This is a genomic window from Mobiluncus mulieris ATCC 35243 (assembly GCF_000160615.1).
Taxonomy (GTDB): domain Bacteria; phylum Actinomycetota; class Actinomycetes; order Actinomycetales; family Actinomycetaceae; genus Mobiluncus; species Mobiluncus mulieris.
Genome location: NZ_GG668518.1, coordinates 560,729 through 587,027, shown reverse-complemented (window position 1 = coordinate 587,027; position 26,299 = coordinate 560,729). Strand labels below are relative to the sequence as shown.

The 26,299-nt window shown below is 53.9% G+C and carries 23 protein-coding genes and 2 pseudogenes; 12 read left to right on the top strand and 13 right to left on the bottom strand.

The window, feature by feature from the left end; translation table 11 throughout:
- From HMPREF0577_RS02505 to guaB, 8 genes and pseudogenes are all read right to left on the bottom strand, one after another.
- Nucleotides 1-318, bottom strand: a pseudogene (locus tag HMPREF0577_RS02505) (ornithine carbamoyltransferase); the annotation flags it as partial.
- Nucleotides 319-589: 271 nt separating this feature from the next.
- Nucleotides 590-2,569, bottom strand: a complete 1,980-nt coding sequence (locus tag HMPREF0577_RS02500; protein ID WP_004012074.1) for an ABC transporter ATP-binding protein — start codon at nucleotides 2,567-2,569, stop codon at nucleotides 590-592.
- The gene (locus tag HMPREF0577_RS02495) at nucleotides 2,569-4,356 is read right to left on the bottom strand and encodes an ABC transporter ATP-binding protein/permease (protein WP_248613640.1); all 1,788 of its coding nucleotides are present in this window, start codon (nucleotides 4,354-4,356) and stop codon (nucleotides 2,569-2,571) included. The genes HMPREF0577_RS02500 and HMPREF0577_RS02495 overlap by 1 nt, the downstream gene beginning before the upstream one ends.
- Before the next feature lie 118 nt (nucleotides 4,357-4,474).
- On the bottom strand, nucleotides 4,475-5,587 hold the full coding sequence (locus tag HMPREF0577_RS02490; RefSeq protein ID WP_004012072.1) for a GuaB3 family IMP dehydrogenase-related protein: 1,113 nt from the start codon (nucleotides 5,585-5,587) through the stop codon (nucleotides 4,475-4,477).
- A 2-nt stretch (nucleotides 5,588-5,589) separates the two neighbouring features.
- Nucleotides 5,590-6,933: a tRNA guanosine(34) transglycosylase Tgt gene (tgt, locus tag HMPREF0577_RS02485; protein WP_004012071.1), complete on the bottom strand. Its 1,344-nt coding sequence runs from the start codon at nucleotides 6,931-6,933 to the stop codon at nucleotides 5,590-5,592.
- 15 nt (nucleotides 6,934-6,948) lie between these two features.
- On the bottom strand, nucleotides 6,949-7,764 hold the full coding sequence (locus HMPREF0577_RS02480) for a queuosine precursor transporter (protein WP_146742427.1): 816 nt from the start codon (nucleotides 7,762-7,764) through the stop codon (nucleotides 6,949-6,951).
- Between the two features lie 26 nt (nucleotides 7,765-7,790).
- Complete coding sequence (locus tag HMPREF0577_RS02475; RefSeq protein ID WP_248613639.1) at nucleotides 7,791-8,504, bottom strand: exonuclease domain-containing protein; 714 nt, start codon at nucleotides 8,502-8,504, stop codon at nucleotides 7,791-7,793.
- Nucleotides 8,505-8,583: 79 nt separating this feature from the next.
- On the bottom strand, nucleotides 8,584-10,122 hold the full coding sequence (guaB, locus tag HMPREF0577_RS02470) for an IMP dehydrogenase (RefSeq protein ID WP_004012068.1): 1,539 nt from the start codon (nucleotides 10,120-10,122) through the stop codon (nucleotides 8,584-8,586).
- Nucleotides 10,123-10,423: 301 nt separating this feature from the next.
- On the opposite strand from guaB, the gene HMPREF0577_RS02465 reads away from it, so the two are divergent.
- Complete coding sequence (locus tag HMPREF0577_RS02465; RefSeq protein WP_004012067.1) at nucleotides 10,424-10,714, top strand: WhiB family transcriptional regulator; 291 nt, start codon at nucleotides 10,424-10,426, stop codon at nucleotides 10,712-10,714.
- Nucleotides 10,715-11,052: 338 nt separating this feature from the next.
- Here the strand turns inward: HMPREF0577_RS02465 and groES are convergent, their stop codons facing one another.
- Nucleotides 11,053-11,346, bottom strand: a complete 294-nt coding sequence (groES, locus tag HMPREF0577_RS02455) for a co-chaperone GroES (RefSeq protein WP_004012065.1) — start codon at nucleotides 11,344-11,346, stop codon at nucleotides 11,053-11,055.
- A gap of 475 nt (nucleotides 11,347-11,821) precedes the next feature.
- Here groES and HMPREF0577_RS02450 point away from each other — a divergent pair, with 475 nt between their 5' ends.
- From HMPREF0577_RS02450 to tsaD, 6 genes are all read left to right on the top strand, one after another.
- Nucleotides 11,822-12,271 carry a hypothetical protein gene (locus tag HMPREF0577_RS02450; RefSeq protein WP_244854304.1) on the top strand — a complete coding sequence of 150 codons (450 nt, stop codon included), beginning with the start codon at nucleotides 11,822-11,824 and terminating at the stop codon, nucleotides 12,269-12,271.
- A 12-nt stretch (nucleotides 12,272-12,283) separates the two neighbouring features.
- Nucleotides 12,284-12,718 carry a hypothetical protein gene (locus tag HMPREF0577_RS02445; protein WP_004012062.1) on the top strand — a complete coding sequence of 145 codons (435 nt, stop codon included), beginning with the start codon at nucleotides 12,284-12,286 and terminating at the stop codon, nucleotides 12,716-12,718.
- Between the two features lie 406 nt (nucleotides 12,719-13,124).
- Nucleotides 13,125-14,156 carry a sensor histidine kinase gene (locus HMPREF0577_RS02440; RefSeq protein WP_248613638.1) on the top strand — a complete coding sequence of 344 codons (1,032 nt, stop codon included), beginning with the start codon at nucleotides 13,125-13,127 and terminating at the stop codon, nucleotides 14,154-14,156.
- A 44-nt stretch (nucleotides 14,157-14,200) separates the two neighbouring features.
- Entirely contained in the window at nucleotides 14,201-14,872 is a 672-nt protein-coding gene (locus HMPREF0577_RS02435; protein WP_004012056.1) for a response regulator transcription factor, read from the top strand.
- 54 nt (nucleotides 14,873-14,926) lie between these two features.
- Nucleotides 14,927-16,258 (top strand): THUMP-like domain-containing protein, encoded by a 1,332-nt coding sequence (locus HMPREF0577_RS02430; RefSeq protein ID WP_004012055.1) that lies wholly within the window; start codon nucleotides 14,927-14,929, stop codon nucleotides 16,256-16,258.
- A gap of 117 nt (nucleotides 16,259-16,375) precedes the next feature.
- Nucleotides 16,376-17,503, top strand: a complete 1,128-nt coding sequence (gene tsaD, locus HMPREF0577_RS02425; protein WP_004012054.1) for a tRNA (adenosine(37)-N6)-threonylcarbamoyltransferase complex transferase subunit TsaD — start codon at nucleotides 16,376-16,378, stop codon at nucleotides 17,501-17,503.
- A gap of 40 nt (nucleotides 17,504-17,543) precedes the next feature.
- On the opposite strand, the gene HMPREF0577_RS02420 is transcribed toward tsaD, so the two are convergent.
- Together HMPREF0577_RS02420 and HMPREF0577_RS02415 are read right to left on the bottom strand one after the other, a co-directional pair.
- Nucleotides 17,544-18,908: a hypothetical protein gene (locus tag HMPREF0577_RS02420; RefSeq protein ID WP_248613637.1), complete on the bottom strand. Its 1,365-nt coding sequence runs from the start codon at nucleotides 18,906-18,908 to the stop codon at nucleotides 17,544-17,546.
- A 174-nt stretch (nucleotides 18,909-19,082) separates the two neighbouring features.
- The gene (locus HMPREF0577_RS02415; protein WP_004012052.1) at nucleotides 19,083-19,586 is read right to left on the bottom strand and encodes a hypothetical protein; all 504 of its coding nucleotides are present in this window, start codon (nucleotides 19,584-19,586) and stop codon (nucleotides 19,083-19,085) included.
- A 285-nt stretch (nucleotides 19,587-19,871) separates the two neighbouring features.
- Between HMPREF0577_RS02415 and purU (HMPREF0577_RS02410) the strand changes: the two genes are divergently transcribed.
- From purU (HMPREF0577_RS02410) to HMPREF0577_RS02400, 3 genes are all read left to right on the top strand, one after another.
- On the top strand, nucleotides 19,872-20,747 hold the full coding sequence (gene purU, locus HMPREF0577_RS02410) for a formyltetrahydrofolate deformylase (protein ID WP_169757630.1): 876 nt from the start codon (nucleotides 19,872-19,874) through the stop codon (nucleotides 20,745-20,747).
- A 171-nt stretch (nucleotides 20,748-20,918) separates the two neighbouring features.
- Nucleotides 20,919-21,128: a type II toxin-antitoxin system RelB family antitoxin gene (gene relB, locus HMPREF0577_RS02405; RefSeq protein ID WP_036342192.1), complete on the top strand. Its 210-nt coding sequence runs from the start codon at nucleotides 20,919-20,921 to the stop codon at nucleotides 21,126-21,128.
- Between the two features lie 2 nt (nucleotides 21,129-21,130).
- Nucleotides 21,131-21,415, top strand: coding sequence for a type II toxin-antitoxin system RelE family toxin (locus HMPREF0577_RS02400; RefSeq protein ID WP_211579722.1), 285 nt, complete (start codon nucleotides 21,131-21,133; stop codon nucleotides 21,413-21,415).
- An 83-nt stretch (nucleotides 21,416-21,498) separates the two neighbouring features.
- Here HMPREF0577_RS02400 and HMPREF0577_RS02395 read toward each other — a convergent pair whose 3' ends face one another.
- Both HMPREF0577_RS02395 and HMPREF0577_RS02390 read right to left on the bottom strand, forming a co-directional pair.
- Entirely contained in the window at nucleotides 21,499-22,713 is a 1,215-nt protein-coding gene (locus HMPREF0577_RS02395; RefSeq protein WP_248613636.1) for a hypothetical protein, read from the bottom strand.
- Nucleotides 22,714-22,749: 36 nt separating this feature from the next.
- Nucleotides 22,750-23,526, bottom strand: coding sequence for a YiiX/YebB-like N1pC/P60 family cysteine hydrolase (locus HMPREF0577_RS02390; protein WP_004012047.1), 777 nt, complete (start codon nucleotides 23,524-23,526; stop codon nucleotides 22,750-22,752).
- Nucleotides 23,527-24,371: 845 nt separating this feature from the next.
- On the opposite strand from HMPREF0577_RS02390, the pseudogene purU (HMPREF0577_RS11780) reads away from it, so the two are divergent.
- Together purU (HMPREF0577_RS11780) and HMPREF0577_RS02385 are read left to right on the top strand one after the other, a co-directional pair.
- Nucleotides 24,372-24,468, top strand: a pseudogene (gene purU, locus HMPREF0577_RS11780) (formyltetrahydrofolate deformylase); the annotation flags it as partial.
- Nucleotides 24,469-24,527: 59 nt separating this feature from the next.
- Nucleotides 24,528-26,135 (top strand): alpha-amylase family glycosyl hydrolase, encoded by a 1,608-nt coding sequence (locus HMPREF0577_RS02385; RefSeq protein ID WP_004012044.1) that lies wholly within the window; start codon nucleotides 24,528-24,530, stop codon nucleotides 26,133-26,135.
- Nucleotides 26,136-26,299 lie beyond the last annotated feature (164 nt).

Below are 26,299 nucleotides of genomic sequence, written 5' to 3'. Positions count from 1 at the left end.
CAATTCGATACCATCATAGAAACGACCCAAAACCCGCGCGGTGTCCTCAATGGATTCCTTGTGACCCATCTGTGAGCCGCTGGGATCCAGATAGGTGACATGTGCGCCCTGGTCATAAGCCGCTACTTCGAAAGAACAGCGCGTCCGCGTGGAGGTCTTTTCGAAAATAAGGGCAATATTCTTGTCCTCCAGATGTTTGACTTCACGCCGTTCCTTCTTAGCGGCTTTCAGTTCTGCGGATAACTCCAACAGTTCCAGCCACTCCGCTGGAGTGAAGTCTAGTTCTTTCAAAAAATGACGACCATGAAAATCAGTCATAATTATTCCTTCCAATAGTTGATTCTTGAGGATTTGAGGGGAGTTTTCGGTATTTCTTCAAACCCGGTTGTTTCCAAGCACATCCCTGTGCAGAGATTTTTCCCTCAAAGCAGCATTGATATTACCCCTGGTGGTCAAGGCTTCAACAGAGAAAGAAGGGGTCTAATTTTTGGTTTTTTAAAAATAAACCCCCCTATACCCCGTATCTAGGATTGTTTATTTTTGCCTCTTTATGAGGTGTTTCGCGGCATTCCCAGCGTTTTTTACCAATCTAGGCATTTACCCCCCGCAAATGCCGCAAAGCGGAGTTCTCGCAAGACAGCAAATCCTCCGGCTTGCCCTGCTCCACGATGCGACCCAGGTCAAGCACCGCCACCCAGTCGGCGGCATCAATCCGATCCAGACTGTGAGTAATCTCCAGAATCGTGGGATGCTCGGGCAAAGCCCGCAGATTCTCGGCAATCCGCGCGGACAACTCCGGGTTCAAATGCGCCGTGTATTCATCCAAAATCAAAACCCGCGAACCCCGCAACAGCGCCTGCGCCAAGGACAAACGCTGACGCTGCCCGCCACTCAAGGCATCCCCACGCCCGCCAACCCGGCGTTCCAAGCCGCCCATCTCGCGGATTTCCTGGTCAATCGCCGCCAGGCGCAAAGCCTCCCACAAGTCACCGTCGCTGGCATCCGGTGCCGCCAGTCGCAGGTTTTGCCCCACCGTCATATCGAACAACTTCGTATCCACGCTGACCAGAGACACCGCGCGACGCACCTCCTCCAAGCGATATTCCCGCAGGTCACCGCCCGCCAGGCGCACCGCACCCGCCTGGGGATCAAAGAACCGCAGCGCCAGACGCGCCAGGGTGGATTTCCCCGACCCCGTCGCCCCCACCACAGCCGTCCAGGAACCCGGCTTGACCTCGAAGTTGACTCCCCGAACCCCGGCGGGGATGCGTTCGCGGACAGTTTCAGACGTTTCCGTTTCATGAGGTGCCAGCCCAGATTCCGCATTTTTCCCAGAATTGCGGCTGGCATCTAATGAAGCCGCGCCACCCAGCGTCAACCTATCACCATAAGAAAAACTAACGTCACGGTACTCCAGTCCCAGTGCCCCCGCCGGAACCGGAGCCTCCCCACTAGCCAGTTCCAGTCCTTCGTGCGACAGTTTCCACACCCGGGCGGCAGCCGCAAAAGACACATTCAAATCCGCCCCGAAATCCACTACCCCCTGCAAGACTTCCCAAGAACGCAAGGTCGCGAAAACCACCGCCAGCCATGCCGCGAGACTGACCTGGCCATCCATAAACAGCCAGCCCCCCACCGTCAGCAACACCACCAGCGTCACCATTCGCCACGCCAACAGGAACGCCTCGCGGAAAGCCCGAATCCGCACATTTTTAGCGTCTCGGTCAAGTAACCGCGCTTCCACCCGCGCCATGCCGCGCAATCGGGGCTGTTCCAAGCCGTAACCAACCACTTCTGCCAGGCCACCCAGGGAATCTGTGACATGCGTGGACACCTCGCCGCGCACCGCCAGCTTCGCTAAAGCCGCCCGGTGACCGGCTCGGATTCCCACCCAGGGAATCGCCAAACCCACAGCCAACACCAGCGTCACTGCCACGGCCAGCGGCCACGGCACCAACGTGAAACTCACGGCAGCCACGGTCACCGGCACCACAATCGAAGACACTGCCGGGGCGAAAGTATGGGCAAAGAACACCTCGATACGGTCAATGTCCTTGGTCAGTCGCGCCAGCATATCCCCGCTGTGCGTGCGAAATTCCAGCGCTGGAGCCTGGGGGTAAATCGCACGAAATGCCTGGCCACGCAGGATTTCCAGGGCGCGAAACGCCACCAAATGCCCCAAGAAATGCTCCAGGTAGCGCGCCAAGCCTTTGACCAGCGCAATCACCACCATCACCGAGACCAACAGTCCCACGGTGTGCCCCGTCCCCAAGACGCAACCATTACGTGTATGGCTAAAAGCATTGGCTATCAGCACTATCGGCACCATAAACAGCGAAATACCCGCGAATTGGTCGCAGATTCGCGCCACCGCCGATCCCAGTAGCGGCGGCAGAACCTCGCGGGTCGATTGCAGCATCCACTTGCTCAGCGTCCAGGCCGAAGGTGTTTCCGGGACGGTGGTGGGGTTGCCTCCGTTTGGGGCGGTGGCTCCGTTCGTCCCGTCGGTTTCATGAGGTGCCAGTCCAGATTTCACCCCGTTTGTCGAATTGTGCGCAGCTTCCGTCATTATTCCGTGACCTCCCCCGCCGCGACGTGCAGCACTCTTTGCGCCAGTTCTGTCACCCGGGAACGGTGCGTGACCATAATCAAGGTGTATTCCCGTCCCAGTCCGCGCAAAGCCGCGAGGATTTCCCGCTCGGATTCCAGGTCTACCTGCGAGGTGACTTCATCTAACAGCAGGATTTTCCGACCCGAAATCAAGGCACGCGCGAGACTCAAACGCTGTTTTTGTCCCGAAGACAATCCCGTCCCGTTTTCACCCAGTGGCGTATCTAGCCCCAAGGGCATCTCGCGGATTTCTTGATTGATATGCGCTTTTTCGAGGGCATCCCACAGTTCGTCCTCGCTGGGGGGTTCCCCGGGTGCCACCGCCACCAGGTTTTCCCGAACTGTGCCGGTAAACAACCAGGTGTTTTGGCTGACCAAAGCGGACTGCGTGGTCAAATCCGCAGCTTGCCCATTCACGAGTATCCGCCCAGATTGAGGGCGCAAAAAGCCCTTCATCAGGTTCAACAAGGTGGTTTTACCCTGGCCGGAAGCCCCGACTATCGCCACGCGCTCACCCGAATAAATCCGCAAGTTTAAATCCGAGAATACGGGTTTACCCCCATACCCAAATCCCACTTGCGACAGTTCCACCACCCCGGGTTCCGCCGGCGTTCCCACGCCCCGAGCCTCTGTCCCCAAAGTCGATGCCGGAGCTCCACCGGGTTCAGGGTTCCCTCCCGCCAGAAAGGCGCGAATCCGGCGTTGCGCTCCCCGTCCCGCCATCGCGATATAGAAAAACGCCCCGAAGTGGTCGATGGGTTCCAACAAAAGCAAGGCCAAACCCAGCCCTGTCAGGGCTTGACCAGGAGTAATATCACCCCGCCACGCGAAATGTACCAAGAGCGCGGCGGTCACCGTCACCGTAAACAAGGAAAACACGGCATCCAGCACCAAAATCACCAGCTGGTTGGAACGCAATAAGCGCATAGTGGCTTGGCGGTTTTGCTCACCCACGGCTTCCAAGGTATCCGCCACGCGAGGTCCAGCACCCAACAGTTGCAAGGTGGTTAACCCCCCCAAGGCATCCAGATACGCAGCCGCAAGACTCGACCGCGCCCGGCTAGAGCCGGAGGAAACCTTGCGAAAGAACCGCACGAAACCAACTATCCCCAGGGGAATCAATGGCAGACAGGCTAAAACCAGGCCCGCCAGCAGGGGATGGACAAAAATTCCCATCGCCAAGATTAGGATTATTGGCGCGGAAAACGACCCCTTAACCTGGGGCTGGAAAGAATGGGTATAGAGGGTCATCCGCTCGGCGGATTCGGTGGCCAAAGAAACCATACTGCCCAGTTGCTCGCGTTTAATCCGAGCCGGGCCACAATCGAAAGTTTTTGACACCACGCGATTACGCCACTGGTTTTCGCCCTTGATTTGAGCGGTGGCTTCAAGGTGGATCTCGGCGAATTTTCCCGCGAACACAATCAAGATTCCCACACCGGCCACTATCCACCACCACAGGCTGGCATCTGGCAAGCGACTCATGAAGCCGCCACCAACGTTACCAACCGCATCGCCCGCGCCACCCGCGCCACCCAAACCAGCATGGTCGCAGGCACTCTCGGCGGCATTAGAAACGGAATCGACCTGGAACAAATCCCCCAACACTGCCCCGTAGCCGTCGAGAATCTTCCCGCCGGCCACAAACACCGCAGCCATCGCCAGGGTGGTTACCCAGAAACAAGCCACGGCCAGCCATCCTGCACGCCCGGCCTCGCCCCGGAGCTTTCCGACATTCAGTTTCACTTTTAAACCCGCCTCAAATCTATAAGCCTTTAAGGTAACTCCCGGCGACTCCACCACCTTCAGGCTATCCTTACGCAACCCGGACAACTAAGCAAATACTTTATCATTAACCATTTTGTTAGCCGATAACAACCCCCACCCGCTGCAGTTCCTTTACATCGGTGTAACCCGTGGTCGCCATCGTCCGCCGCAAGGCTCCCATCAGGTTCAAAGTACCCTCGGAATTATCCGCCGGACCAAAAAGCACTTGTTCCAAGGTACCTACTGTCCCGATTCGCACCCGAGATCCGCGCGGCAACGTCGAATGATGCGCCTCGCTGCCCCAATGCCAGCCCTGACCGGGAGCCTCACTGGCACGAGCCAAGGCCGTCCCTAGCATCACCGCGTCCGCCCCACAGGCAATCGCTTTCACAATGTCACCCGACAGGCCAATCCCCCCATCTGCGATAACATGCACGTAACGCCCGCTGGATTCATCCATGAAATCTCGGCGTGCCGCCGCCACATCCGCCACCGCCGTGGCCATCGGCACATGAATCCCCATGGTACGCCGAGTAGTGGAAGCCGCTCCCCCACCGAAACCCACCAGCACCCCGGCCGCACCGGTACGCATCAAGTGCAGCGCCCCCGTATAGGTCGCCACCCCACCCACAATCACCGGAATATCCAGGTGGTGAATAAACTGCTTCAAGTTAAGGGGTTCTACCTGCGATGACACATGATCGGCGGACACCGTGGATCCGCGCACCACATACACATCCAAAGGAGCCCCGGCGATTTCCTCCCACCATTTCTGGGTTCCGGCCGGACTCATCGCCCCGGCCACCGTTACCCCGGCATCCTTGATTTCCTGCAGCCGCGCCCGCATCAAATCCGGTTTGACCGGTTCGGCATAAATTTGTTGCAGTTTTGCAATCACATTAGCATCTTGCCCCAGCTCGGCCAGTTCCCGGTACAGCGGCAGCGGGTCGGAATACCGCGTCCACAGCCCCTCTAAATCCAAAACCCCAATTCCCCCCAGTTTCCCCAGGCGAATCGCGTTTTCCGGGCTCATCACCGAGTCCATGGGTGCCCCCATCACCGGAATCCGCATGTAATACGCGTCAAACTGCCATGACAGGGACACATCCTCGGGGTCACGGGTGCGCCTAGACGGCACCACCGCGATTTCATCGAAGGAATATGCCCGCCGGCCACGTTTGCCGCGCCCAATCTCCACTTCGTCGTTCATGATTACAGCCTCCCCAGTTTACCCAGCGTTTCCTGTTTAAACTCCCGATACGCATCCTCGCCAGCCAAAATAGCCGCGCGAATGTTTTGTACCAAGTGCACCGTGTAGTACTCGTTATGAATGGTCAACAGGGTCGAAGCCAGGATTTCTTTGGCCTTCAACAAATGATGAATATACGCACGGGTATAGTTGCGGCACGTGTAACAGCCACAACCCGGTTGCACTGGAGAGAAATCCTCGCGGAAGGCCGCGCGTGACATATTTGTCCGCCCCGTCTCCAGGTAGGCCGCCCCGTTTCGCGCCACCCTGGATGGCGACACACAGTCGAAGGTGTCCGCTCCGGCTTCGATACCGGCAAAAAAGTCCTCCGGCTCGGAAATCCCCAAGAGGTGCCGTGGCCGGTCTTCAGGCAATTCCTCGGCCACCCAGGCGCAAATCCGCCCCAAGTTCTCTTTCTCCAGAGCGCCCCCAATACCGAAACCATCAAAAGCCTGGCCATCGACACACATCAATCCCAGGTCACGCGCGGCTTTGCGGCGTAAATCCTCCCACTGGGCACCTTGAATCACCCCGAACAGCATCTGGTAAGGCTTGCCTTCGCGTACCTCGGTGAGGCGGCGATGCTCCCGTAAGCATCTTTCGGCCCAACGCCGGGTACGTTCCAGGGATTCCACCTGATAGTCATAGGAATGCAACAGCGACGTGAGTTCATCGAAAGCAAAAATAATATCCGCCCCCAGAAGGTGTTGGATTTGCATGGAAATCTCGGGGCTGAAACGGTGGTGAGTTCCATCCAAATGCGAGCGAAAATTCACGCCGTCCTCGTCCACCCGCGCCAAGCCGGGATGTGCCTTGTTCCGGTTCGGTTCCGCGAGCTGCGCGTTTTCCTCGGATTCTTCAAGCTCGTTACGTTTCTGGCCGGATCGGTCGTGTCGATTGCCGGGGTCTGCGGGTTCATGAGGTGCCATCCCAGAATCCGGATTTCCCCCAGATTTAACCTTGCCCGCGAATTCCTGGGACAAGACCTTCTTGTATCCCGCGCCGAGGCTCAGGACTTGAAACCCACCGGAATCCGTGAATGTCGGCCCATCCCAATTCATGAAAGCCCCGAGTCCCCCCGCCCGATCCACCAGTTCCGGACCAGGCTGGAGATACAGGTGATAGGCATTGGCTAGAACCGCGCTGGCACCGAGGTCTCGGACTTGTTCAGGAACGAGGGCCTTCACCGTCGCTTTTGTACCGACAGGTACAAAAGCGGGGGTGGGGATATCCCCGTGCGGCGTGTGGATTACCCCAGCCCGCCCCAGAGCACCCAGGCGAGCGCAAATCTCGAATTTAGCGTTCATATTTCGACTATCCCCTCATGAATCCGAAATCTCAACGGAACCGGACATAACCGGCACCGCATCCGACACCGGCAAGTAGCTACACTCACCGTGTTTCACCAGACGAATCACCTGGATACTCAACGGAGACATGACAATTTCCAGCCCACATTTGTAGATATACCCAGTCACCACGTAATTCCAGAAATCCGCCCCGGAAATCACCCCGGCGAAAGCCACCGTGCAAAACAACACCGTGTCAACCAGCTCGCCCACCAGGGTCGAAGCAATCATGCGTCCCCACAAGAAACGCTCGCCCGTGCGCCCCTTCATCTTCACTAAAACCAGGGCGTTGAGCAACTGCCCCACCACATAACCAGCCAGGGAAGCCGCCACAACTCGAGGTACAAAACCGAAAATTGCCTGGAAAGCCTGGTGATTCACATCCCCCGGGCCAGGTGGCGCAATCGCCACCAGATAAAACAAAATCGAAGCCAGGATTGACACCGCGAAACCCGCCAAAACCGCGCGGCGCGCCCCGCGAAAACCATAGACTTCACTCAAGACATCACCCAGAATATAGGTGAAGGGAAACATCACCGCTCCCCCGTCGAATACCAAGGAAAAGAAAGAACCACCCGCGCCCGGAACCCCAGGAAGCTCCAGCCCAATCAACTTTGTAGCCGCAATGTTGCTCATCAGCAGTAAAGCCACAAAAAGCGCCAAGAACAGGTCAAAGAACCTTCCCTTTCCGGGTGCCACGAAACGCACCTGCGGTTGCGACCCTGTCCGCGAACCCACAACATTGATTGTCCCGGTCACGGCTTCTTCCACCACCGAATTCGAATTCATCTTTAATCCTTTCCCCCCATTGCGACTCATGCAAAGAACCACTCTAAGTTCACGGGGCGGTAATCAGGGCGAGTACGAGCCATATACTCGTTGAAGTTCTCGGCCCAAGTCCGATGAGCGGCCGCCTGGAAATCGTGTAACTCGTCCAACTCCATCCCGCGCAGCGACTCGTAACGCTCTATCATTGCCCCCAACAAATCCAAGGTGGCAGTAACATCAGAATCGGCCTGGTGAAAAGCCCGATTCCCATCTAAACCATAGGCCTCGCACACTGTAGCCAGTTTACGTTTCCCACGCCGATAGCGATCCAAAGTACGATCTAAAACCAACGGGTCAATCACCGGCGCAATTCGACCCCCCAGACGCGCCCGCAAGGTCGGCAACTCGTAACGCGCCAACTCGGCCTCTAGAATCTCGAAGTCAAAAGCCACGTTGAACCCCACCACCGGCACCCCGGAACTCATGGCCGCCGCCAGTTCCGAAGCAATCTCGGCCAAAGCCACCGCCGGTTGCTCACCGTGTTTCTCGAGGTATTCATCGGTCAAGCCGTTTACCTCGCTCGCCTTCACTGGCATAGGGACACCCGGGTTTATCACCCAGTTGTAAGCCGTGTCCTCGCCGCCGACCCGGCGAATCAACGACGCGGTCGCAATCCGGTCACGTCGCACCCACACCCCGGTGGTTTCCGTATCAAATCCCAGCCACTCGCCCTCGAACCAGGGCACCTTTGTTTCGCTCATACCTATTATTCTTGCACAGGCTTCCATCCGAAAAATTTGCTTCGTGAAAACCCCGAAAAGCACCTCATGAACAGGGCATTTAGTGCCGCTGATAATTCGGAGCCTCTACCGTGACCTGGACATCATGGGGGTGGGATTCCCGCAACCCGGCCGCCGTGATGCGAATGAACCGCCCCCGGTGACGCATCTCCTCGATATTATGCGCCCCCAGATAGAACATCGACTGGTGCAAGCCACCCACCAACTGATAAATCACCGAACCTAATGACCCCTGATAAGGCACCTGACCTTCGATTCCCTCCGGGACGATTTGATCATCAGAGGATACCTCCGCCTGGAAATAGCGATCCTTGGAATAAGACTTACGCCCACGCGAAGACATGGCGCCTAATGAACCCATCCCCCGATAATGCTTCCACTGTTTGCCGTTCATAAACACCAACTCCCCGGGCGATTCCTCACACCCGGCCAGCAGCGAACCCAACATAACAGTTTTCGCCCCCGCCACCAGCGCTTTCGCAATGTCCCCGGAATACTGTAAACCGCCGTCGGCAATCAAAGGTACCCCGGCAGCCTCGCAAGCCCGCGCCGCCATCGTAACCGCCGTGACCTGGGGCACCCCAACCCCAGCCACGACACGGGTGGTGCAAATCGAGCCCGGACCAACCCCAACTTTCACCCCATCCGCTCCCGCATCAATCAAAGCCTGGGCTCCCTCGGCGGTGGCCACGTTCCCGCCAATAACCTCGATTCCCGCGAAACCGGAATCCGACTTCAACTGCCGAATCATATCCAAAGCCAGTTTCGCCGCGCCATTCGCGGTATCAACCACTAACACGTCCACCCCGGCTTCGGCCAAAGCCTCGGCACGCTGCCTCGCGTCGCCCCAATAGCCAATCGCCGCCCCCACCATCAGCCGACCGCGCGCGTCCTTGGTGGAATTCGGGAACTGTTCGGTTTTCACGAAATCCTTCACGGTAATCAAACCAGTCAAAGTGCCGTCGGGGTCAATCAACGGCAGTTTCTCGATACGGTTCTTTGCCAGCAATTCCAAGGCTTCCTCGCGGGAAATCCCAGTGCGCCCGGTAATCAGAGGCATCGGGGTCATGCATTCGCGCACCGTCAGCCGCCCCCACTCCGCCGCCGGGATAAATCGCAGGTCACGGTTGGTGATAATCCCGACCAACTTCCGGTTGTCATCCACCACCGGCAGCCCCGAAACCCGGTATTTCCCGCATTGCTGGTCGAGTTGCTCGATAGTAGCATCGGGGTAAATCGTGACCGGGTCGTACAGCATCCCCGATTCGCTGCGCTTTACCTGCAGGACTTGCGAGGCTTGCTCTGGAATCGACAGGTTGCGATGCACAATCCCAATCCCGCCTTGCCGCGCCATCGCGATAGCCATGCGTGATTCAGTAACCGTGTCCATCGCCGCTGATATCAGCGGAATTTTCAGCGTAATATTGCGAGTCAACTGGGTAGAGGTATCCACCTCGGCGGGTATCACATCGGTTTCTTCGGGCAAAAGCAACACATCGTCATAGGTCAATCCGAGTGCGCCGTAGGGATCTTTGCCTTGTGCTAATGCTGTTAGGGGGTTAACCGGGAAATCCGCCATTTTGTCCTTACACCTCTTGCTTTTCGCGTAACTACCTGCTTGATTGCTTGACGCTTATTCTATCGTTTTTGTCGCGGGGTGCTAAGTAGCGTGGTTTCGACTCCATAAAGTACCAGCCAAAAATCCTGGTACTTAGCGAAAACTGTGTCCTACCTTGGGCTTCGCGGGGGGCACGGCAGGCTTAGGTCATACTCACGGTCAGGTGACGTGACGCAAATCATCCCGTAGTAGGACATGGTTTTTTCGGGGTGTCCCGTAATCTGGAAGTGTAGAAAACAAACTGACGGAAAGGAAGAATCCGATGAGCAAGGTAACATATCTCCCGGCTCCGACCCTCGAGTCTTGGCAGTGGCAAGATAAAGCCGCCTGTAAGGATATGGGGACGGCGACTTTCTTTCATCCTGATGGCGAACGCGGCGGCACCAGACGCCGCCGCGCCGCTGCCGCCAAGGCAATTTGCGCGAACTGCCCGGTTCTGGAGCAATGCCGCAGTTACGCCCTGGCTGCCCATGAACCTTATGGAATTTGGGGCGGCATGACTGAAGAGGAACGCGCCGCCTATTGGAAAAGTCAGGAGGCCAAAACCGCATAAAAAACTTGCCTTAGTTTGTGAAGCTTAAGCCTTGGCGGGGGCGAATCCGCAGTAGATTGCATTTCACGATGGGGTCGAGACTGAGGTCTCGACCCCATTTGTTAAACCAGTTTAGGGTCGGGGTCGATGATTCCAAGCCTGGGTTTTGGATGGAGGCGGCAGAAATCAACGAAAATTTGGGGGTGAGGCTCTGTATATTTGAGCCTCACCCCCATTTTTTTCTGAATTTCTGCCACGCGGCGCTACAGATGACCGGATGGTGCCTCATGCAAAGGGAATAAAAACACGGAAGGCCAGGCATAAGCCCGACCTTCCACACGAGATAAACCGCGCGCAGATTACTCCACCACAGCCAGCAAGTCCCGAGCCGAGAGAATAATGTATTCCTCGCCCTGGTACTTGACTTCGGTCCCGCCGTACTTGGCGTAGATGACCTTGTCACCCTCTTTGACATCCATCGGCACGCGCACGCCCTTGTCGTCAACGCGACCCGGACCCACTGCCACGACGGTGCCTTCCTGGGGCTTTTCTTTTGCCATATCCGGGATGACCAGCCCGGAAGCGGTCACTGTTTCCGCCTCCATCTGCTTGATGACAACCCGATCTTCCAAAGGTTTAATGGAAACCGACACTGCGATTCCCCTTTCTCTAGGTTCGTATTCCAGTAAATTTCTGTCAGCACGCCGTCGCGGGTGGCGTTCTTCCAGCCGTGCCGGGTTCGCACCCGACAACTGTTTTATATGTTAAACCCCGGTTAGCACTCTCGCAAGTCGAGTGCCAAGACGGGGGTGTTATCGGGTCGTTTGCGCCGGTCAGCCCGGTGTTTTTGCGCGCGAGTTCATGAGGCGCTACCCCTGGGTTGCGGTCGCTGGGGGGATTCGCGCGGGTTCATGAGGCGCTACCCCTGGGTTGCGGTCGCTGGGGGGATTCGCGCGGGTTCATGAGGTGCTACCCCTGGGTTGCGCCCGTCGCCTGGCGCGGGCATACCGACGAAAGTCGGTATAACTGACCGACATTTATCCCTATCTTTGGCGCTGGCCATGCCCTAGCATAGTAAACAACAATCACGACCAACCCTAAAAGATAGATAACATGGAAGGAACTAGCATGAAAGACACCGCGAAAGTAACTTTTTCTATCTTGGGTGCATTTGTCGTCATTGTGGTGGGCATATTTCTGGGAGTAAGAGCATATGACACACCAGTCAGCTTCTTTGAAGATACCTATGGGATGCATCTTCCAGCAAGATGTAAAATTATATCCTATGAATCAAACATCGGATTCCCGGGCGATGGCTGGAAGTTTTTATTAATCAAGGTAAAGCATCCAGAATCTACCATAGGAACCGATTTAGATCCAGAAAGATTTACCACAAGAAAACTAAACGACTATGAAAGGAGTATTATCACAGGAGTCAAGAACAATCTTTCACCCAAAGTATTACTTCCAGATGACATTATCGTTACGTTTCGAACAGTTCACCTATATGACGATAAGGCTGTCATCATCTACAACAAGACAGAACAAACATATGCAATCTACCAAGATATCAACTAAAAGAAGAGAAAAATGATGATTAATATAAAGAAAGCTACATCCGCATTTTCGGTAATGTTACTTTGTCTCGGAATAAACACCACAAGCGCATTTGCATCTCAACCGGATGAGACAAGGCAATTAATTTCTGACATCTCAGAAATTGAACACAATCTCGCATCTAATGGAACCTCTGTGGAAACAGAACTTGCGAAACTAATAAAGGACTACCAGGAAAAACAAGAACACGCTAACCTAAATCCAGCAGAAAAAGTCCAACTGGATGCATTAATTAATCAGGTAAGAAAACAACTTACCGATTATATGGAATACAAAACAAATTCTACAGAACGCGGTAGATATGACGCAGTATATTCCCCTGCAGTAGCCGCCGCAGTAGCCGCCTTTGCTTCCCAACAATACATACTTGCGGCCGAATTACTAACACACGCTCAGCAAATAGCGTAATACAAAAGGATTTGTATTACGCAATACACAGCTTCGATTGGGCTAGAACAGGCTCTTATATTACCATTACCGACCGTTATGATTTCGGTAAAGGTGATTTACATAGTATAGAAGGTGTCGCAATCAGGATCATGTATAAAGCCCAGCAAGCAGGCGTGTTGGTTCCATATTACGTTTCAATAACTAGACAGTAACAACATGGGTGGTGCGACTGGAATACGCATCTGACCGCACCACCCTCACAGCTCGCAAAACATATCCTGAATATTCTTTTCCGGAGATACTTATGGTGAATCAAAAAAAAGTTGATACTTCCAACAAGCTGTTAAAATATTTATTTCCACACTATGAGTCCTTACAGTCAACAAAGCGTACAGCGATTCTTCTCTCCTCACTTCTGGTTATCTTGATTGAAGCCTTCTTTGCTGAAAACGATCAGGATTTATTTGGATATGAATTTTTGTCTTTCCATCTTTCTTCTGGATTGGCTTTGTTATTCATTGTAGCGGTTCGTTACCAGATTTTTGAATTTGTTTTCATTGCGTCTTACCTGCTGTGCAACGCGTTTAGACTCCTGGGGGATTTTCGGGCTGTCAGCCTCTGTCTCAGTGTGCTGTTAATCGTGTGGCTGGTACGTTCCTGGATTATCCCCGCCATTACCCTACTGATTCTGGACTACGTCATCTCGGTGGCCGTGACCGACTATCCCGACCAGCAGATATTTGCTTCCTATGTAAATACCGTCCTCGTGCTGGTTCTCGGCTTTACGCTGCGCAAACTCTATCAAAACTTCGCAGCCAAGAGACTCCAGGCTAAAGAGGCCGCCGCGCGAACTCGCCATGAACTCGCCCAACAGCTCCACGACACGATTGCGAAAGACCTCGCTCACGTTACGATTCTCGCTCAGGATTTCTCCAAGGCTCACCCCGAACTTGCCCCCGAAATCCGGCCCCTGGTGGACGCGGCTACCAGCGCCTCCCAGCGACTCCAACCCATGATACTTTGCATAGACACCGCTGCCACCGACACGAAATTGAGCGCGGTAATCCAACAGGTTACCGCCATGTTGAAAACCCGGAATATTACCCTCGACACCACATCCTCGCCCAATGTGGATGGCACTCTTACCCGGCAACAAGCGCAAACGGGCGCGCTGGCTTTGCGGGAATGCGGTGCAAATATTTTGAAATACGCCCCGGTGGAAACACACGCCGACCTGGTGGTTGACACCGAAGCCCAGCCTGGAGCACTGACTATATCAATCAGCAACGAAATCGCGCCCACCCCGCAGTCGCCCGCAATATCCAGTGGGTTTGGGCTAAATAATCTTTCCCGCCGAATCAGCGACGAAGGGGGTACCATGGAAATCACCCACCTTAGTAAACGCTGGGTGGTTTATATCACCCTCCCGGCCAACTCGAAGCCCGATACCCCTTAAGGAAAGCCGGAATCCCCGATATTGACGAAAAGAAATGGCACCTCATGAATAGCAATACCGAAATCAAAATCCTCATTGCCGATGATGACCAGATTATTCGCGACGGCCTGTCCAGCCTTTTAGATTCCCAAGACGGGCTGCGGGTAGTAGCCACTGCCGAAAACGGTCAGGAAGTCTTTACGCAATTGCAAGCACACCCCGTCGACTTGGTGTTGCTAGATGTGGATATGCCGGTCATGAGTGGCATCGAAGCCGCGCGTAAACTCAAGCTTGAATATCCCGATATCACTATTGTGATGCTGACCGTATTCGAACACGTTGAATCCCTGGGACAAGCCCTCGGTGCCGGAGTGCGCGGATTTTTGACTAAAGATATTCCCGCTGCGGAACTTGCAGAACTAATCCGCAAAGCCCACAACGGCCAGCAAGTCATGGGAACACGGCCTATCCAGATACTCACCGAAAACTATGCACAAACGCAGCAAGACCGCGAACAATACCGTGGCTTCATTGCCGCCGTGGATAGTCTGCCGGAACATTTGCGACCCACATTTCGCCTTTTGCTGCAAGCCTTGGCGAATAAGAATATCGCCCGGAAATTGCGGTTGAAAGATTCCACCGTCAGGTCATATGTTTCCGACATCCTGGAACACACCGGTTGCGCCACCCGCGGGGAACTGGCTATCACCGCAGTCAAGGCCGGCATCCGGGAATAAGTTAGGTAGCCATCGCGTAAAGCTCCGAGTCCCAAAACGCCGTAGGATAGTCCTATGACTCAAAACGCCTTGCAACCGGTTTTAACCCCGGAGGGTTTCCAAATGCTAGAAGGCCTGGGGAAACTCGGGTCTTATTCCCCGCAACTGGCCGACAAACTCAACCAGGGTCTGCGTAAGCGTGGGGTTGACCCCGAACTGGTGGTAGCGATTTTGACCCAGCTGGAACTGCGGGATGAAGCCCGCGCCAAGTTTGGTGGCTTTGCGGATGCGATGCTGCTGACCCGCGACGGGCTGGAACAGGCCACTCGTCTGCCGGTGGCCGCCCACCATGCCGCGCGTTTCCGCCGGGCGGGCTGCCAAAAGGTCGCCGACCTGGGTTGCGGGATAGGCGCGGAATCGCTGGCTTTCGCGGGGGTCGGGCTGCTGGTAGAGGCCTTCGAGATAGACGAGACTACCGCTGCCGCTGCCCTGCTGAATCTGCGCGCCTTCCCCGAGGCCAAGGTGACCCAGGCGGATATCACCAAACTCAACTGGAAAAAACTGCGCAAAGCCGGGGTGGACGGGGCTTTCGCCGACCCGGCGCGCCGCGACAAGCACGGCCGCAAGCTCAAGCCCAAACATTGGAAGCCGCCACTCGACACGGTTTTGGCTTGGCGTCACGAGGTGCCAGGTGAAAATCTGGGCGTAAAGGTAGCCCCGGGCATCGACTACCAGGAGCTTCCCGCCGATGCGGAAGTAACCTGGGTTTCGGTGGGCGGCGACCTGGTTGAGGCCGGTATCTGGTTGGGGGATTTACGCGAAAAACCCGGGCGGAGTGCTTTGCTGATTGGCGCTGACGGACATGTGCGCGCGGCCTTGCGTGACCCGAGTGATTCCGGCAAGGCGAATGCGCCAGTGCGCGCGGCCGACACTCTCAAGTCGGAAGACGACTTGGGAGCCTGGATTTTCGAGCCGGACGCGGCGATTATCCGCGCCGGTTTGGTGGCGCGCGCGGCAGAGTTGGCCGGAGCGCGGCTGGTCTCCCCCGGTATCGCTTATCTCACGGGTAGCGGTTCATTAGGTGCCATCCCGGGCAAAACCGGCTGCGACCAAGACGAGGCTTTGCGGGACGCCTCATTAGCGGCCACCATGAAACTGGGGACGTATTTCAGGATTGAACGGGTCTGTGCCCTGGATGAAAAGGCTTTGAAGAAAACACTCAAGGCGCTGGGAGTACGCAGCCTGGAAGTCAAAAAACGTGGCGCGGATATTAGCCCGGCGCATTTGCGGAAAAAGATTTTGGCGAAACCAAATCCTGAAGGCGAAGATTTGACCTTGCTTGCCACCCGGATTGCCGGCAAGCACCGGGCTATCTTGGCACGTCGAATCCCGGATAGCATCTCATGAACCCCACCCCGCAGCCAACATAGTGGCAAAAATAAGTGAAAATTTGACCCAAAACCGGGTTTTTTACCGCAAATCCAATATCTTCACTCGTTTCTGCCAGGGGTAATCAGAGGGGGTATGATTGAGGGCGTGATTAACGGTGAAACCCTGACCCTTGGAATTGAATCGACCTGTGACGAAACCGGCGCGGCGCTGGTGGCGGGCAAGACGAAACTGATAGCGAACGTGGTGGCGACTTCGATGGATCAGTACGCGCGCTACGGCGGGATTATCCCGGAAATTGCCTCGCGGGCGCACCTGGAGTCATTCCTGCCGGTGGTCACCAGTGCTCTGGAACAGGCTGGCGTCAAACTCGAGGACATTGACCGTATCGGGGTTTCCGGCGGGCCGGGCTTGATTGGTTCGCTGGCAGTGGGTATCGCGGGGGCGAAAGCGTTGGCACTGGCTTTGGGCAAGCCACTTTACGGGGTGAATCACGTGATTGGGCACCTGGCGGTTGACCAGCTGGCCAGTGAGGAGATGCTGAAACTGCCGGCGGTCGGCCTGGTGGTTAGCGGGGGGCACACGAACCTGCTGTATATCGAGGATTTTGCCGCACCCGGCGGGATTCGGGAACTGGGTGGTACCCTGGACGATGCTTCGGGCGAGGCTTTTGACAAGGTGGGGCGCATTCTGGGTCTGCCCTATCCGGGTGGGCCGAACGTGGATCGGATGTCCCAGCAGGGGACGCTTGGCGCAATTGATTTTCCGCGCGGACTGTCGGGCGCGAAATACGCCAAGTCGCACCCCTATGATTTTTCGTTTTCCGGGTTGAAAACCGCCGTGGCGCGTTATATCGCTTCATTAGAGGCCAGCCCGGAAGCCCGCTCTCACCCCGAATTCACCGAGGACTACCAGGCCACCCGCGAGGGTAAGCCCTGGTTGCCAGTGGCCGACATCTGCAAAGGATTTTCGGAGTCCATCAACGATTCCCTGGTGTCAAAAACCCTAAAGGCTTTGCAGGACACTGGCGCGAAAACCCTGGTCGTGGGCGGGGGGTATTCCGCGAATTCTCGGCTGCGCTCCTGGTTGGCCGAAGCTTGCCCGGAGATTGGCGTGACTTTGCGAATTCCACCGCTCAAGTTCTGCACCGATAACGGCGCCCAGATTGCCGCCATCACGGCGGAGATTGCTGACCGCCACGAACCGAGTCGCCCGGACTTCTCCCCCGTCTCCGCCCTGGATTTGACCCGAGTCATGGTCTAGCCCTCACAATGAATTAGATTGCAACACATACAGAGTATCTTTAGTGCGTGGATGTGTTGTTGGGTTGGGTTGGTTTGTTGGTTTCTTTGGTTTCCTTGGTTTTGGTGGGGGTTTCAGTGACTCCTGGTGTGGCTAGTGTTTTGCCTGCTAGCTTCAAAGTCATCGGTTTTTCCAGGATTGGGGTGATGGGCTGGCTATCCTGAGTCTTCTTAGCTATCACAGCCTGCAAAACCTTAGACTGGTCAGGAAAATCCTTAGTCCACACCAGCATATCCAGGAGATTTGTGGTTTTCTTCCCATCCTTATCCCGACCAGGCAAGAGCATGATTTCCATGAAATTCGCGGTAACCATCGCCTTAGCCAGGGCATCAACCTTCTGCAAGGCCTGCTCCCCACCCTTCTTACCAGCCAAGTTATACAACTCACCCAAAGTAGCCTTCTGCGAATCATCCAAAGCGGCCACCAGCCCCTCAATCCGCGAGGAATATTTCTCAAAATAAGCCTTCGGGCCATCCACATTGCCCTGGTTTCCAGCACCTGCCGGAGCCCCCGGAACAGGCGTAGCGGCGGGTTGCTTCGCCTCGGCTATCATCGAACGAACCTGACTGAAATTAGCCTCACGCCAGGCAATATACCGCTGCGCCTCCGCAGACTGCACCCCCAGCTCTGAAGGCTTCCCATCAGAATGATGAGGCGAATACGCATAAACTAAAGCCTGCACATCCTTATAATCCTTAATAGTATTACTCCCGTTATACCCCCAACAATCATCACCAGCAGCATTCACAATCCAGTTTTTAGGAATAAGATTGTCATTCAACGCCGCCGAAGACAAAGTCTCCACAACCGTCTGCGCCGCCTCCTCCGGCTGATTAAACCACCGAGGGGGTTTTATCGTCCCTCGACGAAAATACTCCACCATCGCCGCCCGACCCTCAAGGACACGATGATCTATACGATCAGCCGGATTATCTGGGGCTATCCACGCATAGTCAAAATCCTCAACATTATAAGGTAAAGCAGGTGAGTATGCGGCGGATGTGTAGTGTGATACCGCCATTTCGCTCATGCCGTGGTCGTGGGCATAGACGTACATATTGGCAATCAGATTACGTTCCTCTTGTGTAAACCTGTGACCAGGAGTATATCCACCTTCCACGCTATAAGGCCCATGCCCACCCCAATTAAAGCTCGGAATAACCGGTATATCTGATTTATCCCCACCGTTTTGGATGCCAAACAAATGTTTAAGCATGGTCTCCCAGCCATTGTAGCCGTCGATAGCTGAGCTCGTGGCGAGCACGCCACCTATATGCTTCTGTTCAAAAGGCCCATCAACAGCCGTGGGATCAAACACCGCCGACGTAGAGCCGGATGCGGGCTTGACACCAGTAATCTCCACCATGTCCACTATTGGACTCTGGCCACGACTAACAGCCGTACCAGCATCCGAAACCGAAGCAGACCCCCTGGCCTCACCCACAGGCCTCCGAGGCAAAGACCCAGCAACACCAGCACCGAGACCATTAACCAAACCCGCATCCATGACTCCACACTCCTTATGCTTAAACCAGTGCTCTTAATACGAAACTACTAGAGAATCAACCCCACCGTCACTAATCAACGGACGCGACGGTCCTTTGGGGAACATGTGTTGAATGGTGAAACTCCCTTTAGCGGAAACATTGTTGTAGATGCCGCCATTTATTTGCTCAGCATTTGGACCGACAACCTGGAAATTTCCAATCCCTTGAATAGGAAGAAATCCATCAATTTCCTTATATAGAGTGCAGGCGACAATTTTTGTTCCATACGGTTCTGTGTAGCACAAACGCACCTGCTCTTTGTTTGATTGGTCGTAGGCAGTAACCGTGGCGTAGACACTGGTCGCCATATCGAAGCGATCAACGCGGGGAGGTGGCATGAAAAACTGTGAACTAACAACCTCATCGTATGTCGAATATACGTTATAGTGCCTTTGTTCGCCATCCCAGCTCCCACCGGCGGCGACAGCGGTTCCAGCCATCATCGCACCAACAGCAATCGTAGCTACTCCTGCGGCAAATTTACGAAAAATTGACATCACAGTTTCCTTAAAATCAGTTTGTGGGTTCCTTTATCCCCCCATCGGCAAAGAATCAGCAAACCTGAGGATTTTTAGCAGTATTTTCCAGAGAAACTCAACACCCCCGAAATACTCGCAGGTCAAGACCGTTTAGTTAGTTCCACCACTATCTACCGCTTCCCAACATGTAAATCTGGCCTTGATTCCGACCAGCACCTCATGAACCCCGAACCACAAACGGAAAACGCACTCGACCCACCCGCCCTGTCAAGATACCCTCAGGCCACGCGGTATGCTGGGGGCATGATAGAAAACGCGATGGAAAACTTGACCGACGGTGACCAGCGACTGGTGCTGACCCTGTCTTGCCCCGATAAACCCGGCATTGTGCACGCCGTGTCTGGCCTGGTTAGCGAGGCGGGCGGGAATATCCTGCAATCCGCCCAGTTCGGCGACCCCGACACGGGGCTGTTCTTCATGCGCGTGTCCATGGATGTGCCCAGCCGAGAAACCGTGGAAACCCGCGTCCAGGAACTCGCCCAAACCTATGACATGAACTGGAGCCTGGACGAAATTGGGCGGCCACTGCGCACCGTAATCATGGTCTCCAAAGAAGGCCACTGCCTGTCCGACCTGCTCTATCGCGTGCGCGACAATGCGCTGCCGATTGACGTGCGCGCGGTGGTGGGTAACCACCCCGACCTCTCCCCCATCGCCACCTTCTACCAAGTACCCTTCATCCTGGTACCAGTCACCAAAGACAACAAACCCCAGGCGGAACAGCGCCTGCTCGACCTGGTAGAAGCCGAAAAAATCGAACTGGTCGTGCTCGCGCGATATATGCAGATACTCTCCGATAAGCTCTGCCAGAAAATGGGCGGGCGGATTATTAATATTCACCATTCTTTCCTGCCGTCTTTCAAAGGAGCCCGCCCCTACGCCCAAGCCCACGAGAGGGGCGTGAAACTGATTGGTGCCACTGCTCACTATGTCACCGCTGACCTGGATGAAGGCCCGATTATCGAACAAGATGTCGCCCGCGTCGACCACACGCTCACCACCGCCGCCATGCAGAAACAAGGCCAAGACGTCGAACGCCGTGTCCTCGCCCAAGCCGTCAAATGGCACGCCGAACACCGCGTGTTGCTAAACGGCACCCGCACCGTCATCTTCCGCTAGGTTTCATGAGGGGCCAGCCTGAATCCCGACCAGCACCTCATGAATCGACAATAAAACCGCAACGAGCGAACCATAGCAACGCCGCGTAGAGTCCACAGCCAGCAGAAAGTGCTCTTGCCAGACCGAGGATTCCCTGAATACAATGTATTCACAGTTTTGAAGGGAGCGGAAATGAGCACGATGACCATACGCATGTCTGACGAAGACGCAACTCTGGTACGCAAATTGGCCAATTTTGAAGGTGTCACGATTTCTGATTTCGCCCGCACCGCGATTTTAGAGAAAATCGAGGATTCCTACGACCTTCACGAGTTGCGAGCGGCAATCGCTGCAGACGACGGCCAGAGAATTAGCATCGACGAAATCCTCGAGGAACTGTGACGTTGCCATCCCCTTCCAGCGGATACCGCGTCGAACTCACATCTAGAGCCCGCAGGCAGCTCAAGAAAATGAATCGATTCGACGCCCGCATCCTCGCCGAATGGATTAAAAATAATCTCGATGCCTGCACCAATCCTCGAGCATTTGGTAAAGGGCTCACTGCCAACGACTCCGGCGAATGGCGATACCGAGTCGGCGCCTACAGGATCCTCGCACTCATTCATGATGATGCCATCACGATTGAGGTCTTCTCAATTGGCCGACGTGACAAAATCTATACGGCCTGACGCTTAACACACAGCCAGACCGTCAATAACTTGCGGCCAACCCCATGAAGCTCACAGCTACAATCAGCTACAAGCTGTAATGCTCAATCTTGTGGCAAGGTATGCTTCTTCAACCAGTTTGGATTAATAGCAATACCCCTAAGTTCGTTTCGAAACATTCGGTTTTTATCTACTTTTAGGATACCTTTAATATCAAAGTAATCAGTTTTTTCACCGGTTTTAATGTTATAGCGCGAGAATCGCAACCGGTCACTTTTAGGGAATTCGTCCAACACAAATAAAAAATTTCCAGCAACTATACACCGCATATTACCGTCAAACTGCGATAATTTTAGTGTCAAAACTTCTTTGACTACACGAGTAGTCAAATCAACTGAACGAAGCTTTCCATCCTTCCAAGATACCCAGTAGTAAGTTTTTTTATCTAAGCTCAACCCTCCATCGAGTGCTTCAATATCATTGCCTTTAACGTGTGCCGGTTTCCCATCTTCTAAAACAAGCGGAAATTCTCTATAACTACCATCGTAAATATTCCATTCACGCAGAACTTGTGTTCCCTCATTAGAGTAGTCAACAGGCTTTCTAGTAGCCAAGGTATACATAAATCCATTCACACAGGGAGCCTGCTCCATATACTGTGAATATTCATAGGATTCATCATTCTCAATTTCACCTAAGACGCTAGCTGCCAAATCTTGCGGCTTAGGGTAAAGTTTAAGTAATACTGTTGAGTTATTAGGATTACGCAAGATGCTACGTGTTACAGAATTAAGTTCTTTACCTTGCGCCATTGCAACCACACCATCGTCACATTTTGCAATTGAGGTAAGCAAGCCAGGTACTTCCCAGTGTCTAAGCTGTTTTCCGATGCCAGTTACCACTCTATTAGCAAATCCATCCGGGAGTATTCCCACATTATAAATTGAAATATACTTGTTTTCTTTTGTTCCCGGAAACCTTGATGTTTCAAATTCTTCATCGGCACCACGTGGGTAGCTCTTTAATCCTTTGTTATCAAGATGATATTCAACTGTCATCCCGCCAAAAAACAAGCCTTCGTCACTCCAAACGAGCTGCCCGTTGTCCATGTAACCCACGTTTACAATGTCAGCCACCCCATCTTCCCGCGCCAGCAACACATACCCTTCCGCCGCTCCTCGACCTATATCATGTAACTGCGGACTGAAACGAGCGGCTAGTACATAATCATCAGTCAGGTGCAGTTTATTTTGAGGCACAGCAGTGACGCTACTATCAACACCACAACCAGCTAATGGTAGTACTAACAGCAGCGTCACAGCAGCGACATAAATCGTATACAATCTTTGCATGTATTACCCACCATAGATGTAGTAAGTTATAGTCCAGCCAGAGTTCAAAATATTAACTGGATAAACTCCCGAACCCCCGTTTCCATCTAAGTCTATTCCAGGCCCTGCCTTATAGGCAGCCCATACTAGCTGAGAGCAATTATATTTATCGGAATAGACGACTTTGTTACTAGCGAAAAGCGTATTATACGGTTTATTTAACATAAAATGATACGCTATATCTGCAGCTTTATTGCGACTTGCCCGAGAAACATCCACATACTGCAAATGCGTACCTTTTGGCACACGAACTTTACTTGCAGAAATAGCGTGGGAATATCTATTCAGCCCAGGTGCCTCAATAATGGTATTTGTATCATAATAGAGGCCACTATGTCCATGCTCGTATCCTAATGTAGTTGCAGGTGCGTAAAAAACATCACCTTTATGCTTCGCACCACCTATGATAAACGACTCCTTTTTTTGCCCTCCACCGCGCAGCATCACGTCGCCGTCGCGCGCAGCCTCTGCAGCCGAGGCCTTCGCTTCTGCTAGTTGCTGGGACAACACTTCGCTGGCCGCTTCACCTGTTTCAATCGTTACGTGCCTGGCCTGAGCAATAACCTCTGCTTTTGTGGATCCTGGATTCAATTGCACTAGCTCTTCTACGATTGAATCCGTACCTGTAGTCAAATCGTCAACCGACGCAGACTTCCCTAACGCTACCCCAGGTGCAACACCCAGGTTCAGTACTAATGCTGCGGAAAAAATCCCCACAACCAATCCCTTTTTAGACAACATCGTCTTTCCTTTCTGACAGTGACAGGATTTAGGTAAGTCTAATCTATCTCATTAAAATTCTGGCATCATGCTTTTTGATGAAATATTTCCAGAGTTGACAACAAGCACCTCATAAATTTCACTTGAGCTGCGGCAACACCTGGCAACATAGCAACCACACACACCCACACACAAAACCAGGCTATGATACCAATCACCACATTCTGCAAGGCGGCACCCGCACCGTCATCTTCCGCTAGGTTTCATGAGGGGCTTGCCGGAATCCCGGCCAGCGCCTCATGAATCGAAAAGCGCCTCATGAAAGGAAACTATCGCAAGGCAAAAACGCGACGCGGGAAAACCCGAAAGCCAAACCAAAACCGCACAACCGTGCGATTTGTACCGTTCCCGTCATGCGATTTGTACTTTAGATGCCATGCTGTGGGTATGGTTTATCTGCAACGGGCTGTTGACGCCGTCTTGGCAAGGTATAGTGACTGGATTTTGGTGGGTATAGCCTATCCTATTAAAACTATGACATCAAGCTTTTTGATGAAATGTTTCCTGGATTGCCGACATTCACCTCATGAACCACGAATGAACTGCAACAACATCGGTAACAAAGCAACCACAACTCCCAACCAAAACTAAGAGATTTGTCAGTCAAGCCCAGAATCGGGGCGTGAAACTGTTTGACGCTACCATCAACTACGTCACCGCTACTCTGCCAACTAGCCTAGATTTGAACTATTCGGTATCTCCGAATAGTTGCCTCTCGCGCCAGCTCTCCGTCAGTATAAATCCTCCTGACATGCACGTTTATGGCGGAGAGTACAACAGGATACTCCGCCACCATGCAAAAATAAGGCCAAGATGTCGAACGCCGTGTCCTCGCCCGCGCCGTCAAGTGGCACGCCGAACACCGCGTTGCAGGGCGGCACCCGCACCGTTATTTTCCGCTAAATTTCATGAGGTGCCATCCCAAATCAGGCTAAAATTGGGATAAAGAACTGGGAGGAACCATGAAGAAACTGGCTGGGGTTTTATTTGCTTTATCGCTAGCGCTGGCGGGGTGCCAACTAGGAGCCTCGGGCGGGGCGGTTCCACCGGATTCTGCGGAAATCAGCACCCGCTCGGGGGTAACATATGAGATCTACGTGGCTTCTTTTCATGACAGCGACGGCGACCAGGTTGGCGACCTCAACGGTATCAAAGAAAAACTGCCTTACCTGCAGAAACTCGGGGTTGAATACCTGTGGCTGATGCCGATTCACCCTTCACACTCGTACCACAAATATGACGTGGATGACTACATGAAGATTGACCCAGTCTATGGCACGATGGATGATTTCCGCGCCCTGATTCGAGCCGCCAAAGCCAAGGGCATCAAAATCATTATGGATATGGTGATTAACCACTCATCTTCGAACCACCCGTGGTTCAAAAAAGCCCTGGCCGAGGCTAAAAACGGTAAGCTGGACGGCTACGCGAGCTACTACAATTTCGGGGAAAAACCCATTCGGAAATCCACCAAAATCGGCTCAAACCTGTACTACGAGTCGGCTTTCACCGAGAATATGCCTGACCTGAATCTGGACAATCCAAAAGTACGCGAAGAACTGACCAAAATCGCAAAGTTCTATCTGAATATGGGCGTGGCGGGTTTCCGCCTGGATGCCGCCCTGCACTACTTTGGCACCAATAACCAGGCCAACATCGAATTCCTGAAGTGGTACACCCAGATGTGCCGCAGTATCAAACCCGATGCCTACCTGGTGGCGGAAGTCTGGGCGGGTAAGTCCACAGTTGCCCCTTACTATGCGAGTGGCTTGGATTCCCTGTTTAACTTTGACCTTAGCGATGGCGGTGGCGAGATTGTCAAGGCCGTAAACAAGGGCGATGCCACGAACCTGGTCAAATATCTCAGCCAGTATGAACCGGAGATTCGCAAACTGAATCCCCAGGCTCTTGATGCCATATATTTATCGAACCACGACCAGGGGCGTTCGGCCGGGTTCTTTCCCAACTTGGAAAAGAACAAACTGGCCGAGGCGATTTACCTCTGGCTGCCGGGGCGCCCCTATATCTATTACGGCGAGGAAGTCGGGCTCAAAGGTTCCGGACGTGATGAAAACAAGCGTACTTTCATGCCGTGGGATAAGAGCACCAAGGTTAAGAACCCAGAAAACACTGATTATGACCCGAAGAAACAGGTCACCACCACAGTGGCACAAGCGCAGGCCGATAAGGATTCACTGTATAACTACATTTCGCAACTCGTGGCGGTGCGCAACGAGTTCCCCTTCTTGCAGTACGCCGATTTCAAGGCCTGGAAGAATGACAATCCGGCGGTGATGGCCTATCGGGCGGTCGCCGACCCCAAGGCTCAGCTCTCGACCGACTCGACTGGCTCGCCCGATTCCCAGAAAACCGCTGCGGATAACCTCAATGCCAAGACTAGCGAGGCGGTAATCTTCCACAATCTGGGCAAGGAACCCCAGGAAATCGCCCTGCCGAAAGGCCACCGACTGGTCAAGGCCATGAACAAAGACGACACGGTCAAGGACGGCAAACTGCACCTGGAGCCACTCTCGTCGGCCTTTACGGTTCCGGATAGTACCGGCAAGTGATTCTAGGTTTCAACCGCGAAGATGCCCGGAGGGACACTCCCTCCGGGCATCCGTTTAGCATTCGGTCACTTTTGCTTATTGTTGGAAATTCACAGCTTCATGAGGTGCCAGTTACGATACTGGCACCTCATGAAACCAAAAAACTAAAACGCACCGAAGACGGC

Excerpts from the sequence above, each read along its gene's own strand:
- HMPREF0577_RS02500 (WP_004012074.1), bottom strand. The coding sequence starts at position 2,569 with ATGACGGAAGCTGCGCACAATTCGACAAACGGGGTGAAATCTGGACTG.
- HMPREF0577_RS02490 (WP_004012072.1), bottom strand. The coding sequence starts at position 5,587 with ATGAACGACGAAGTGGAGATTGGGCGCGGCAAACGTGGCCGGCGGGCA.
- tgt (WP_004012071.1), bottom strand. The coding sequence starts at position 6,933 with ATGAACGCTAAATTCGAGATTTGCGCTCGCCTGGGTGCTCTGGGGCGG.
- HMPREF0577_RS02480 (WP_146742427.1), bottom strand. The coding sequence starts at position 7,764 with ATGAATTCGAATTCGGTGGTGGAAGAAGCCGTGACCGGGACAATCAAT.
- HMPREF0577_RS02475 (WP_248613639.1), bottom strand. The coding sequence starts at position 8,504 with ATGAGCGAAACAAAGGTGCCCTGGTTCGAGGGCGAGTGGCTGGGATTT.
- guaB (WP_004012068.1), bottom strand. The coding sequence starts at position 10,122 with ATGGCGGATTTCCCGGTTAACCCCCTAACAGCATTAGCACAAGGCAAA.
- HMPREF0577_RS02465 (WP_004012067.1), top strand. The coding sequence starts at position 10,424 with ATGAGCAAGGTAACATATCTCCCGGCTCCGACCCTCGAGTCTTGGCAG.
- HMPREF0577_RS02450 (WP_244854304.1), top strand. The coding sequence starts at position 11,822 with ATGAAAGACACCGCGAAAGTAACTTTTTCTATCTTGGGTGCATTTGTC.
- HMPREF0577_RS02445 (WP_004012062.1), top strand. The coding sequence starts at position 12,284 with ATGATGATTAATATAAAGAAAGCTACATCCGCATTTTCGGTAATGTTA.
- HMPREF0577_RS02435 (WP_004012056.1), top strand. The coding sequence starts at position 14,201 with ATGAATAGCAATACCGAAATCAAAATCCTCATTGCCGATGATGACCAG.
- HMPREF0577_RS02430 (WP_004012055.1), top strand. The coding sequence starts at position 14,927 with ATGACTCAAAACGCCTTGCAACCGGTTTTAACCCCGGAGGGTTTCCAA.
- tsaD (WP_004012054.1), top strand. The coding sequence starts at position 16,376 with ATGATTGAGGGCGTGATTAACGGTGAAACCCTGACCCTTGGAATTGAA.
- HMPREF0577_RS02420 (WP_248613637.1), bottom strand. The coding sequence starts at position 18,908 with ATGGTGGAGATTACTGGTGTCAAGCCCGCATCCGGCTCTACGTCGGCG.
- HMPREF0577_RS02415 (WP_004012052.1), bottom strand. The coding sequence starts at position 19,586 with ATGTCAATTTTTCGTAAATTTGCCGCAGGAGTAGCTACGATTGCTGTT.
- purU (WP_169757630.1), top strand. The coding sequence starts at position 19,872 with ATGATAGAAAACGCGATGGAAAACTTGACCGACGGTGACCAGCGACTG.
- relB (WP_036342192.1), top strand. The coding sequence starts at position 20,919 with ATGAGCACGATGACCATACGCATGTCTGACGAAGACGCAACTCTGGTA.
- HMPREF0577_RS02390 (WP_004012047.1), bottom strand. The coding sequence starts at position 23,526 with ATGTTGTCTAAAAAGGGATTGGTTGTGGGGATTTTTTCCGCAGCATTA.
- HMPREF0577_RS02385 (WP_004012044.1), top strand. The coding sequence starts at position 24,528 with ATGAAGAAACTGGCTGGGGTTTTATTTGCTTTATCGCTAGCGCTGGCG.